This window comes from Ihuprevotella massiliensis (genome assembly GCA_900095835.1).
GTDB lineage: Bacteria > Bacteroidota > Bacteroidia > Bacteroidales > Bacteroidaceae > Alloprevotella > Alloprevotella massiliensis.
This window is the reverse complement of record LT608321.1, coordinates 1,209,622-1,221,794: the sequence shown is the minus strand read 5'-3', so window position 1 is coordinate 1,221,794 and position 12,173 is coordinate 1,209,622. Positions and strand designations below refer to the sequence as shown.

Sequence of the window (12,173 nt, the reverse complement as noted above, 5' to 3'; positions counted from 1 at the left end):
AATCCGAAAAACTCATCTATCATTGTGGTGTTTCGTAAACCCAAGGTTCACTGAGTTGTATTCTTTCTCTGACGCTCATCCCACTCCTTCTTGGTACGTTTCCAGCGGTTGTGTGTCCAGAGCCAGAGGTGAGGATGCGCTTCGATACTCGCTTCTAAGGCTTGTACATAAGCATCGGTGATAGGGAAGGGCGAAGGCGTTGCGGTCTTCGCGTCATCTGCTCCGTTTGCTTCATCCGCTCCGTTTATTTCAGAGCTATCTTGGAAACCAGCCTTCAATTCTATGAGTTCAGCGCGATATTCTCCGCGGTGGGGACGAGTGATGTCCAGATAATAGTAGCGTGCACCCACTTTTTGTCCAATCTTTTCCGCACCCGTGAAGAAGGAAGTCTCGTGGTGCAGAAAATCGCACCAATGGTGCATCGCTTCCCACTTCGGAGATTGATCCGAAATAAAACCAATCATCCCCTTCTCTTCGTTTTTCTTCCACGATAAAATCGTGCGAAGCGTCTCTTTCATCGCGATATTTGTAGCCCCCATTCTACCGCGAACGTGTAAGAAAAGCTCGTCCATGAGCGGACTGTGGAGAGGATGGTAAATTTGTCCGAAATGGATGCCCCCATCGCTCCAAAGCGGAAGTGAGGAAACCCATTCCCAGTTGCCAAAGTGTCCCAGATAGAGAAACACAAATTGATGCTCTCCATTGCGCAACTCCCGAAGCACCTCATGAAGATTGACAAAATCCATACGGCGGTAGAGCTCCTTGCGCGAAATTGACATCAGTTTGAGCGTTTCCACGACATAGTCGGCAAACCAGTGGTAGAAATCGCGCTCTATCTGGGCACGTTCTTCCGCAGACCGCGTAGGGAAAGCCTCAGCCAATTGACGTTGCACGAGTGCGCGCCGATATTTCAACACATGAAACACCAGCGGAAAAATTAGCACATCGGCAAAAAAATAGTGCAGTCGGAGCGGCAATAGTGAGCAAAGCCACCAGAGTGCACGGCAGAGAGGGAGTAATCGTTGCACGAGTGCAAAGTTAAGCATTTTCTCCGAACTCCCTTGGGTTCACACCGCTAATTTCCCGCTCCACAAGAGGCTAAACAGCGGAATCCTAACTAAAATACGATAAAGCCGTGGTAAAATTCCTGGCATCTCCCGAAAAATCAGTAACTTTGCCTAGAGGCAGAATGCCCTTATCTCCAACGACGAAACGATAACCACTAACGATGCAGGAAGAACAGCCCATTAACGACGCAATGCAATGCCCTAACGCTGAGCCCAACGCCACAGCAGAAGACACCAACACCGCGCTCCACTCGGAAGACGCGGAAGTCGCCGTGGATTTTGACCCAGCAGAGATGAAACAAGATGAAACAGTGAATGTGCACCCTCTCACCGGGATGTACCAAAACTGGTTTCTAGACTATGCTTCCTATGTGATTTTGGAGCGTGCTGTGCCGCATCTCTACGATGGTCTCAAACCTGTGCAGCGTCGCATCCTTCACACCATGAAGCGCATGGACGATGGTCGCTACAACAAGGTGGCAAACATTGCTGGTGAAACCATGAAATTTCACCCCCACGGTGATGCCTCTATCGTAGATGCTCTCACCCAGATGGGACGTCAAAATCTCCTCATCGATTGCCAAGGTTCGTGGGGAAATATCCTCACGGGAGATGAGGCTGCTGCTCCGCGTTACATCGAAGGACGACTCACCAAGTTTGCCCTCGATGTATTGTTCAATCCTAAAACTACAGAGTGGAAACTCTCCTACGACGGACGTAACAAAGAACCAGTTGCCTTGCCCGTGAAGTTCCCCCTTCTTTTGGCGCAAGGAGCAGAAGGTATTGCGGTGGGATTGAGTGCAAAAATCTTGCCCCACAACTTTGGCGAACTCTGCCAAGCTGCCATTTCCTACCTGAAAGGTGAGGATTTCACCCTCTATCCCGACTTCCAAACTGGTGGTCTCATCGACGTTTCTCGCTATAATGATGGACTTCGAGGAGGAGCGGTCAAGGTGCGCGCACTTGTGGAAAAACGTGATAGCAAAACCATTGCCATCACCGAGCTACCTTATGGTAAGACAGTCGATAGCCTCTGCGAAAGCATCAAGAAGGCAGCTGACAAAGGACGCATCAAAATCCGCCAAATCCAAGACTTCACTGCTGAGAATGTGGAGATTCTCATTCACCTCGCACCCGGTGTGTCGAGCGATAAGACCCTCGATGCGCTCTATGCCTTCACCGACTGCGAAGTGAGCATCTCGCCCAACTGCTGCATCATCGACAAAGACACTCCCCGATTCGTCACCGTCAAAGAAGTGCTCAAGAGCAATGTGGAAAACACCAAGGCTCTCTTGAAGCGCGAACTCGAAATCCGCCGTGCAGAACTCCTCGAAAGCATGATGTTTGCGTCGCTCGAGCGCATCTTCATCGACGAACGCATTTATAAGGATAAAGCCTACGAGAATGCGGCGAACATCGATGCTGCTTTAGCGCACATCGACAGCCGTCTCGAACCCTTTAAGGCTGATTTCGTGCGCGAAGTGGTGCGCGAAGACCTCTTGCGTCTCTTGGAAATCAAGATGGCACGCATCCTCAAGTTCAACAAAGCCAAGGCGGATGAACTCATTGCCCGCATCAAGGCAGAACTGGCGCAGATAGAGCACGATCTCGCGCATCTCACGGAGGTCACCATCGATTGGTTCACCACCATTTACGACCGTTATGCAGCCGAACACCCCCGCCGTACGGAGATTCGCTCGTTCGACACCATCGAAGCTGCCAAAGTGGTGGAAGCCAACGAGAAACTCTATGTGAACCGTGCCGATGGCTTCATGGGAACCTCTCTGAAGAAGGATGAGTTTGTGGAGAATTGCTCCAACATCGACGACGTCATCATCTTCTATCGTGATGGTACTTACAAGGTGACGCGAGTGGCTGAGAAGGTGTACATCGGTGAGACAGAACGCTCCAAAGCTGAGAAGAAGAAAGCCGAGATTGTACACATTGCGGTCTTCAAGAAGAACGACCAGCGCACAGTTTATAATGTGGCTTATCGCGATGGAAAAGACGGTGCCTACTATGTCAAGCGATTTAACGTGACGAGCATCACCCACGATCGCGAGTATGATGTCACCCAAGGCACGCCAGGATCCAAAATCCACTATTTCACTGCCAATCCGAATGGAGAAGCCGAAGTAATTAAGGTGACTTTGAAACCCAATCCCAAACTGCGTCGCATCTTTTTTGAAAAGAGCTTCAGTGAATTGGCTGTCAAAGGTCGCGGTTCGCGTGGTAATCTTCTCACGCGACTTGATGTGCACAAAATCACGCTCAAATCTCATGGTGCCTCCACATTGGGAGGGCGCAAGGTGTGGTTTGATCACGATGTGCAACGTCTCAACTTCGACGAGCGTGGCGACTATTTGGGCGAATTCCACAGCGACGACTTGGTGCTTGTGGTGCTCGATAATGGCGATTTCTACACGACCAATTTCGACCCCAACAATCACTACGAGAGCACTGGGCTCATGCGTGTGGAAAAGTTCGACGAAACCAAGGTGTGGACGGCTGTGCTCTATGATGCGGACAATGACAATAATCTCTACATCAAGAGATTCAATTTTGAACGTGCCTCGCAGACGCGTCACCAAAACTTCATGGGCGACAACCCCAACTGCAAGTTTGTGGCACTCACCGACCAAGCCTTCCCACGTTTCCAAGTGAGCTTTGCGGCTCCCGACGATTTCCGCGAACCCCTTGTGGTGGATGCAGAAGAGTTTATTGCTGTGAAAGGATTCAAGGCGAAAGGTAAGCGCGTGACGACCTTTAATGTGGCGAAGGTGGAGCAGCTCGAGCCCACTCGATTCCCCGAACCTCCGGCTGAGACAAATGATTCTGCGGAGGAGGACGATGAATTGCAACAAGATGCTCCTACCCCTGCACAAACGGAGACGGACATCATGGACGACCTGACGGGGCAACTCAAGTTGGGATTTTAGTTACCCCCGCGCTCTCTTAAATAGAGTGACCGCTGAAACTCATGAGTTTCAGCGGTCACTTTATGTTTTGAGGCTAAGGGGCTATTTTCCTGCTCTTCTATGGAAGGGAGGAGCCGTCGCACCAAACAATAATCCCAAATCGGTCATTATCCAAACTCTTGTCCTAGACGAAGTTGGGCAGCGTCGGCAAGTTGTCGCGTGTGAGCAGGTTCGTCGGTCGGTGTAATCATGAGCATATTGCCCTCGAGTGCCACCACATAGCCCTCGAGTCCGCGCACCACAGCGCCGATGCCTTGCGGCAGATGCACCAAAGTGTGGCTCGTGCCTTGGAAAATCACACCAGCACCACCCACGGTGGCGTTGCCATCAGCATCTGTGTCTTGTACCTCCTTCATCACGGGCCATGAACCCACATCGCGCCATCCGAAAGAGCATTCTTGCACCACTGTGGGCAAGTCGCGATCGAGGAGCACAGCGTCAATGCTGTTGTATTCCGCAGCAGGGTAGTAGCGTTGAAGTGCCAGCTTGGCTTCCTTTTCTGAGAACTCCACCGCGCTCAGCCCGATGCCGGGTAGGAGTTGAGGCACGTGGCTCGCCATCGTTTGCACGTGCCAGAGGAAAAGCCCTGTGTTCCACAAGAATTCGCCGCTCGACACGAAGGTCTTAGCAAATTCAATTGGTGGTTTTTCGGTGAAGGATTTACGCATGAAGCGTTTTTGGTCGATGCTATTGCCCTTTTGTAGGTAGCCATAAGCCGTGTTGGGAGTGGTGGCTTTGACGCTCATCGCCAAAAACTGAGGATGTTCACGCACATAGTCCAAACCCTGCAATAATTCTTGCTCAAAGGCAGCCTCGTTGGTGATGAACTGGTCGGCAGGCGAAGCCACAATGCAGGCTTCGGGATCGCGCTGACTGATGTACCACGATGCCCAAGCTGCGGCTGGTGCCGTGGACAACTGGGCAGGTTCTGCCAAAATTTGAGCGTCTTCGAGTTCGGGAAGTTGCGTTTTTACCAATGGCACATAGTCTGTGAAGGTAGAAACGTAGATATTTTGAAGGGGAATGAAGCGTGCGATGCGGTCGAAAGTCAGCTGCAAGAGCGTGCGTCCCACCCCGAAGAAGTCGATGAACTGTTTGGGGTGTTGAGCGCGGCTCACGGGCCACAATCGACGACCTTGACCGCCTGCCAGTATGATGCAATAATCGTGAGTTCTCATGGAAAAATGATGTAAATTGAGTACAGCGAATATAACGATAAAGCATGAAATAACGAAGAGAATAAGGGAGAAATACATGGTGTGATAAAGTTTTTCGTGTAAAGGTTTGGTGGATAGATAAAAAAGTAGTACTTTTGCATCACGTTCGCACTACAAGTGCTGAATGATGCTCCGATGGCGGAATCGGTAGACGCGTCGGTCTCAAACACCGATAGGGAAACCTGTGCCGGTTCGACCCCGGCTCGGAGTACGATAACCACTCTTCAACGAAAGTTGTAGGGTGGTTTTTTGTTGTGCCTACCCTCATGGCACCCTTCTATATGTGGGTTGAAGGAGGTTAATTCAGTCGCTTTTTATCGTAAAGAATGTTTCGATATTCTGTTTCTTAAGCTCTTTTAGCTTTGTGGCGGGTTTAGCGAGGTTTTCGGGGGAGATTTGGGGTGTGCTTAATGTGTTTTTCTTGTTTTCGTGCTTCTGGCGCGAAAATAGAGAAAATAAGTACTTGCTTGAGCTCCGAGTTTCCTCGCATACGCGCGCGCATTACCAGCAAACATACACTTTTTGCTTTCACAACCTTCACCGATGGGCATTGAGTTTCCATAAAATTGACTGACAAACCACACTCTTTCGCCCTCCAATATGGCACCTTTCATAGCCTCTACCAGACGGACTTTGGTGCTCATTTGAAGAACATCGTTCCTAATACCCTCGCATTGCGTTGTATTTCAGTAGACTACACCCGTTTTTGTGAAGGTTGTGAAAGCAAAAAGTGCAAAAATGTAGGGTGTGCGCGCACACGCGCACGCGCGAGAGAGGTGCAAAAGACGAAAATCTGGAGCACTCAAAATGGTTCTCGGAAGTGAGAACAGATTTCCTCCGAGAAGCTAACTAAAATGTCGGACGTTTTCCAAAAAACGTTGGACTTTTTCCCAAAAACGTCGGAGATTTTTCTCAAAACGTCGGAGATTTTTTTGAATATCTCCCACGTAATTTGAGCGTTCTACAAGATTCTATAGAAAACCACACAAGGTATCCTATACTCACAACCAACATTTCCCTAAAGAACTTTGTCCTGTCCGTTTATCCCCTTCGGTACAACAGAAATTGAAGTACTAAGAAAATAGAGGTGGTCAAAAACGATAGCGCAACCACAGTCCTCCATGCAACGACAAAGTGGGAGCAGCATCGAAGCCTGAAGTGTTGGATGAAAGTGGGCGACTCCAGTGGTGGGTCAGCGCAAGACGAGCAGAGAGCGCCCAAGCGCGAGATGGGGTCCACGACGCGACAGCCACTCCGGAACAACCTTTTCCATAAAAACTCGGAAAAGCTCCGGTGCTTGGCAGTTGCGGTTGGTAGACAAAGAGTCGCGCGTCAAAACGCTCAGCAGAAAACACCCCCACAAAGGCAGAGGCGTGCCAAACAGTCTGGGGAGCATAGCGCAGACGCAGCGAAAGCATTGCCCCAAGGTGGGGAGTGCTCGAAACTTGCTGTCGCGTCATGGCACCATCAAGGTTGGTCTGCCACATCCACGCTCCAGAGCTATACTGATGTTGTAGGCGGAGCGACTGACGCATCACCCACTGCAGCAGAGGTGCATGCTGTGGAATGGTTTGTTGCTTTGACGTGAGGCGATAGCGCAAAGCCCACTGTTCCGCACGATGCGGAGCGTAGGTGAAGAGAGTTTGTAGCACCAGTCCGGAAGACGGAGCGGAAGCGCGCCAAGTGGGAAGAGGATGGTGGTAGATCTGGGCAAAACTTTGCCAGTGGAGTTTGCGCCAGCGCGCAGTTTCGTAGCCAAGAAGCAGCCCCATTTCATTTTGCACTTTGCTGCCCTGTTGAAAGGTGCGAGCAGAAGGCGCAATGTTGTGCCCACTGAAGTGTCGCAGTTGGAGCAGCAGGATGTCGGACGCAGTGAGTTGACAGCGCAAGAAGGCAGCAAAGGCAGTTCCTCCAGACGCATCTAGTGTTCCCTCGCTTTGCAGACTCCATCGGCGCGCATAGTGGGCAAAGTCCACACTCATCGCCAACGCATTGTTTCCGACCATGGGAGAGGGCACACCGCGCGCGGTTTTGTTTTCTGGAAAAGGCTGAGAAAAGTGATTCCCCAAAATGCCAACACCCCATTCAGTTTGTGGCTGTTTCCACGCAGCATGCGCCCCTAGTTGATAGTGCCCTAATGTGCTGCGATGGGAGAGCTCTAGTCGATTGCGGTGGTAGCCGTTTTCATAGATAGACTTCACCTCTCCGTCTTCAAAACTCGCATCCAATGCGCGATAACTCGCAAAGGCTGTCCATTGCCAATGTCCCGTTTGTTGTTGCCAGGCTGCTCCGCGCAGATAATGCGTCTCATCGGTGGAGGTGTTGGGGGTGATGCGCGTGAGATGTCGCGGAAGATCTATAAAATAAGGTTGAATGAAGCTGCCAAAACGATGTCCAATGAGGAGTCCTTGGGCAAACTGGACATGATAGTCGCCCAAGATGATTTGGCGCTGAGCCGAGATGTTGTGTTTTTCGATAAAGAAGGAGGTATGATCAAAGGGCAGATTGCGATAGGCGGCAAACGGTTCTCCGATGTCGTGATCGAAGGTGAGGCCAGCTCTCCACGGTTCGCGCGACTGCACGCGATAGCGGAGTGTGTTGCTCCAAGGGAGTCCGAGAAAGCGGTGCTTTTCATCGACGGGATGACGAAGATTACCACCAAACAAAGGCGAACGGGGAAGGGGCAACTGGGCACGATATTCGAGAGTGTGGCGTGCTGCCTGCCACTGTTGTCGCCAATCGGGCTGCGCACGCAAGGTGTCTCCCACTTCAACAAAAAGACTGAGCCAGCGCAGCTGCTGCGCCTCTATGCCATGCACCATCATGAGCTCGGAGGGGGAAGCAAAGGCGCGCAAGCGACTACGATAAGCCAACAATGAGTCCACCTGCGCTGCAGTGAGCAAGGAGAGATCGAGGAGTTGTTGGCGTGTGGCAAGGTTGATGTTGAGGGGATGCTGATGCTGATCTTCGAGAAAGTCGAGCGTCGTGCCCCCGCGGTCGATGGGGGAAGGGCTATCCTCATCCACCCCTCGGCTTTCGAGATATTCTTCCACAAATTGATCCCAAGAAAGAAGGGGCATTCCGCGCACGATGGTCTGTGCAGGCAGGAGAAGCGTGCAGCATAATCCTAAAATGAGAAGGAGGGCTTTCATAGTCAGAGCGCGGTTAATAAAGGAGATATCAGAGGTAAGGGAGGAAATGGCGTCTTTACGAACTAGAATTGTGCCAGGCAAAATAAGCGCACCCTTCTTTCGCGCAGCGATGAGCGAGAAAGAAGGGTGCGCGAAGCAAATGTGGAAAGAAGTAGTTGCTTAGAAACGAGCAGCAATACCGACAGAGAGATTAGCTTGTGAGTAGTTGCTTGAAAGCACTTGTTGGCGTGCTTCAGCATTTACAAACACATTGTCAGTGAGGAAGTATTGCACACCACCACCGAAGTTAGCACCAAGAGTACCTTCATGATTGTAAACTGTGGTGTTATCGAGAATGCCGAGCTTAAGACCCCAGTTTGCGTAAGAGAAACCAACGAGGGGATATACGGCAAACTTAGGTGAAAGGCGGAACACGTAGTGTGCGTTGGCATTGATATCCCAAGCGTAAATGCCATTTGAAGGGAAATAGTAGCCAAACGAACCTTCGAGACGGATGTTGTCCGTGATGAAGTGCTGATACTTAGCACCGACACCAAAGTTGCTGTTGTTAGTACCCAAAAGGAGGTTGACACCCAATGCCTTTGAGTTGGTTACATCGTAAGAGGCATTACGAGTGGTGCGTTGAGCCTGACCTTGCACAGCGAATGCAAGCAGAGCAGCGAAAAGTAGAGTTTTTTTCATCTGATAACTTATGTTGGATGATTCGAAATAAAAGCGCACCCACCTCCGCAAAGGGCTGGGTGGGTGCTGCAAATATAGTAAAACTTTTTGAATATCACGTCTTTCTGTACACAGATTATGCTTTACAGGACTTATTTATCCGATTTCTAACATACGTGCGCCCTCTGGAAGGGGGAAATGAGCATCGTGACTCACCACCACTATTGCACGATTTTGGTGCTCTTTGAGTAGCGTGTCATAGAGTTCTTGACGCGTGGTCGAATCGAGGTGGGTGTCTGGCTCATCGAGGAGCAATAACTGCGGCGAACTCACCAAGGCGCGTGCCAAAAGGGTGCGTTGCCATTGACCTCCGCTCAGGGAGTCGATGGGACGGTCGGCAAGTTCAATGAGATTGAGCGACTCGAGGGTGGAAAGGGTCGTGGCGCGCTCCGATGCTCCGAAGGGTTTCCACCAAGGCATGCTGCATTGCAACCCACTGCGCACGGTCTGAAAGACGGTGATGGGGAATTGACGGTCGATGCTGCGATGCTGAGGAAGATAGCCCGTGGTGAGTCCTTCTGCACGACGGATTTTGCCGCTCGTGGGGGTGAGCAGGCCGCTGATGATTTTGAGAAGGGAGGTTTTTCCCCCACCGTTCTTTCCACGCAAAACGATGAAATCTCGCTCTTCGATGGAGAGTGAGAAGTGGGAGAGGATGTCGCGACGACGATCGTAGGAGAAACTGACGTCGCTGAGGGTGATGAGGGTGGACATTACTGAGGAGGCTGTACGAGGGTTCGAGCGATGTGGAGCATTTGTTTGTCCCACTCGACAGAAAGGGGGGCGATGCTGACGATGCGTGCGCCTGTGCTTTCGGCGATGCGACGTGCGGCACGGCCTGCATGCTCTTCTTGGATGAAAATCACTTGCACATTGTTGCGCTGCGCTTGCAGGATGAGTTGCTGCATACGGTCGGCAGAGGGTTCACGACCATCTTGTTCTACCGCGACTTGCTGGAGGCCGTAGTCACGAGCGAAGTATCCCAAAGCGGGATGGTAGATCATAAAGGTGCGATGGGCGAGTGGACGGAGGATTTGACGGATTTCTCCATCTATCGAATCGATGTGTTGCACCAAACTGTCGTGGCGATGCTGATAAAACTCGGCATTGGCACTGTCTACTTGGCAGAGAGCACGCAACACATTGTGAGCAATTTGCTTGCCCGAGGTAGCTGAGATCCAAGTGTGTAGATCAATGCCTTCGATATGCCCCTGAGGATGACTGTGACTATGGTCGTCTTGAAGGAGGGCAATGCTATCGGAGCTGTTGACGACCAATAGGTTAGGGGCATTTTCTGTGAGCTTTTGCAAACGTGCTTGTTCAAATCCAAGCGTGCCGATGCAGAAATAGGCGCGGCTGTCGCTGGTTTGCACCACTTGTTGGGGAGTGAGCTCGTAGGTTTCTGGACTCGCTCCGGCAGGAACGAGGGTGTTGACTTGGAATTTTTCGCCTCCAATGCTTTGCACAAAGTAGCGCAAAGGTTCGATGCTCACCGTGATGACGGGGCGATCGCTAACCACGTCACGACAAGAACCAAAGAGGAAGGGCAAAAGTAGGAGAAAGAAGTGGTGGAGTCTGAAACGCATAAACCAAGGGGTAGATTTACAAAAAAGATTGTACTCCTTCGGTGGCGATAATCACCAAACAATAGCGGAGAAATTTACCTAAAGTGAGCATGAGGAGGGTGAGAGGCAAGTTTACTCTCAAATAACCGAGGGCGATGGTGATGAGAGATCCAAGGATGGGTATCCAAGAAAGGAGCCCTCCCCAATATCCAAAACGATGAACATAGCGTTTGCCACGCTCTAACGCTTGTGAATTGACGCGAAGATAACGCTCTATCATGTCTTCACGTCCGAGACGTCCGATGCCGTAGTTGGTGGCAGAACCGAGGGTGTTGCCAATGGTACTAACGATAAGCAGTTCTAAAGGGGCTACTCCCGCTGCAACTAGTGCAGACAACACAACTTCAGAGGCTAGAGGTAGGATGCTACCGGCAAAGAAGGCGGCGATAAACATGCCCCAAAGCCCGTGTTCAATCAAAAAGTGGATAATAACGTCCATAAATCAAGGTAGTTGGCAATGCCAAGTAGGAGAAAGAGAAGCAGCCAAAGGATGAACCACAGATTCATGCCGCGACCTTTGGCAAGCGCAAAGTAGTGTCCGACCAAAGGGGCAAGTGTAACCAAACATAACGGCAAAGTGGTGTTGAAATGCTGCGGCAAAGCGAAATGAATCAACGCCAGTGGCAGCACTTGCAATAGGAGGAGATAGTAGTATTGGCGCGTGCGGATTTTATCATTGTAGGCGGTGCGCAAGAAATGCACCAAACTCACCACGCTGATGAAAAAGAAAAGTCCACTCCCCACCCACTGCGAGAGGGGAACGTGGCTGAAATCTGGCAATGCAGTCAGTTGACTGAAATCCCATATCGCAAGATAAGGAGCTAACCATTCGCGCGCAAACAGAAAAACTGGGAGCAACAACCAATAAGGTAGCGACAATCCTAGTAATGCTGCCATAGCGGATTTGCTGGTGAGCGCACGAAGATGACGTTCGGAGGAGAAGAAGAGAAACGGCACCAGCAATAAAAGCGGAGGAAACGCAACACTTCCCAATCCAACGAGGAAGAATACGTGAAAAAAGTAGCCTTGCGGTGCATAAACTCCATAAGTGCGGAAAAGCAGGAAGTAGGCACCGAGCAAACAAGCCGCAGGAAAGAAGTGAATTCCTAGAGCATGGAGCTGAGGAAACGCAAGATAGACATAGAGGAATGAGATACTGATCATGCGCGATCGCACACGTATGAGCTGATACTGCGTGTTCCACGCTATCATGACGTAAGTCATCATTCCTACTGCCGCCAATCCTCCCCACAACGCTACACTCTGGATGTCGGGAATCATCCAGATGACGGAAGCAAGCACTACCAATATCGGTAGAGAAATCATGCTTTCTGAAACGCGAATGCGAAATGACTGTGAGCGCATGGGAAGGATTAGGGGGGAGGGGCTGTCGAGTAGTGGAATTATCAGAGCT

General features: G+C 50.8%; 9 protein-coding genes and 1 tRNA gene. 2 read left to right on the top strand and 8 right to left on the bottom strand.

Annotated features, from left to right (window positions below):
- Nucleotides 1-47: 47 nt before the first annotated feature.
- A complete protein-coding gene (locus tag BQ2633_RS05160) occupies nucleotides 48-1,028 on the bottom strand; it encodes a lysophospholipid acyltransferase family protein (RefSeq protein WP_346048213.1) in 981 nt (326 codons plus the stop codon).
- Between the two features lie 332 nt (nucleotides 1,029-1,360).
- Between BQ2633_RS05160 and BQ2633_RS05155 the strand changes: the two genes are divergently transcribed.
- On the top strand, nucleotides 1,361-4,006 hold the full coding sequence (locus tag BQ2633_RS05155) for a DNA gyrase/topoisomerase IV subunit A (RefSeq protein WP_075567213.1): 2,646 nt from the start codon (nucleotides 1,361-1,363) through the stop codon (nucleotides 4,004-4,006).
- Between the two features lie 146 nt (nucleotides 4,007-4,152).
- On the opposite strand, the gene BQ2633_RS05150 is transcribed toward BQ2633_RS05155, so the two are convergent.
- Nucleotides 4,153-5,223, bottom strand: a complete 1,071-nt coding sequence (locus BQ2633_RS05150) for a mannose-1-phosphate guanylyltransferase (protein ID WP_075565528.1) — start codon at nucleotides 5,221-5,223, stop codon at nucleotides 4,153-4,155.
- Between the two features lie 168 nt (nucleotides 5,224-5,391).
- Between BQ2633_RS05150 and BQ2633_RS05145 the strand changes: the two genes are divergently transcribed.
- Nucleotides 5,392-5,473 (top strand) — tRNA-Leu (locus BQ2633_RS05145).
- A gap of 880 nt (nucleotides 5,474-6,353) precedes the next feature.
- On the opposite strand, the gene BQ2633_RS05135 is transcribed toward BQ2633_RS05145, so the two are convergent.
- The 6 genes from BQ2633_RS05135 to BQ2633_RS05105 form a co-directional block, all read right to left on the bottom strand.
- A complete protein-coding gene (locus BQ2633_RS05135; RefSeq protein WP_075565524.1) occupies nucleotides 6,354-8,414 on the bottom strand; it encodes a ComEA family DNA-binding protein in 2,061 nt (686 codons plus the stop codon).
- Nucleotides 8,415-8,573: 159 nt separating this feature from the next.
- Nucleotides 8,574-9,095, bottom strand: a complete 522-nt coding sequence (locus BQ2633_RS05125) for an outer membrane beta-barrel protein (protein WP_075565520.1) — start codon at nucleotides 9,093-9,095, stop codon at nucleotides 8,574-8,576.
- Nucleotides 9,096-9,230: 135 nt separating this feature from the next.
- Nucleotides 9,231-9,848, bottom strand: coding sequence for a metal ABC transporter ATP-binding protein (locus BQ2633_RS05120; protein ID WP_075565517.1), 618 nt, complete (start codon nucleotides 9,846-9,848; stop codon nucleotides 9,231-9,233).
- Nucleotides 9,848-10,720, bottom strand: coding sequence for a metal ABC transporter solute-binding protein, Zn/Mn family (locus BQ2633_RS05115; protein ID WP_075565516.1), 873 nt, complete (start codon nucleotides 10,718-10,720; stop codon nucleotides 9,848-9,850). Before BQ2633_RS05115 ends, BQ2633_RS05120 begins: the two co-directional genes overlap by 1 nt.
- 16 nt (nucleotides 10,721-10,736) lie before the next feature.
- On the bottom strand, nucleotides 10,737-11,198 hold the full coding sequence (locus BQ2633_RS05110) for a YqaA family protein (protein WP_075565515.1): 462 nt from the start codon (nucleotides 11,196-11,198) through the stop codon (nucleotides 10,737-10,739).
- Complete coding sequence (locus tag BQ2633_RS05105) at nucleotides 11,174-12,124, bottom strand: hypothetical protein (RefSeq protein WP_141700138.1); 951 nt, start codon at nucleotides 12,122-12,124, stop codon at nucleotides 11,174-11,176. The genes BQ2633_RS05110 and BQ2633_RS05105 overlap by 25 nt, the downstream gene beginning before the upstream one ends.
- Nucleotides 12,125-12,173: the final 49 nt, after the last annotated feature.

What these genes read in the sequence shown, in the direction of transcription:
- BQ2633_RS05155 (WP_075567213.1), top strand. Translation starts at nt 1,361, where the DNA reads ATGAAACAAGATGAAACAGTGAATGTGCACCCTCTCACCGGGATGTAC.
- BQ2633_RS05150 (WP_075565528.1), bottom strand. Translation starts at nt 5,223, where the DNA reads ATGAGAACTCACGATTATTGCATCATACTGGCAGGCGGTCAAGGTCGT.
- BQ2633_RS05135 (WP_075565524.1), bottom strand. Translation starts at nt 8,414, where the DNA reads ATGAAAGCCCTCCTTCTCATTTTAGGATTATGCTGCACGCTTCTCCTG.
- BQ2633_RS05125 (WP_075565520.1), bottom strand. Translation starts at nt 9,095, where the DNA reads ATGAAAAAAACTCTACTTTTCGCTGCTCTGCTTGCATTCGCTGTGCAA.
- BQ2633_RS05120 (WP_075565517.1), bottom strand. Translation starts at nt 9,848, where the DNA reads ATGTCCACCCTCATCACCCTCAGCGACGTCAGTTTCTCCTACGATCGT.
- BQ2633_RS05115 (WP_075565516.1), bottom strand. Translation starts at nt 10,720, where the DNA reads ATGCGTTTCAGACTCCACCACTTCTTTCTCCTACTTTTGCCCTTCCTC.
- BQ2633_RS05110 (WP_075565515.1), bottom strand. Translation starts at nt 11,198, where the DNA reads ATGGACGTTATTATCCACTTTTTGATTGAACACGGGCTTTGGGGCATG.
- BQ2633_RS05105 (WP_141700138.1), bottom strand. Translation starts at nt 12,124, where the DNA reads ATGCGCTCACAGTCATTTCGCATTCGCGTTTCAGAAAGCATGATTTCT.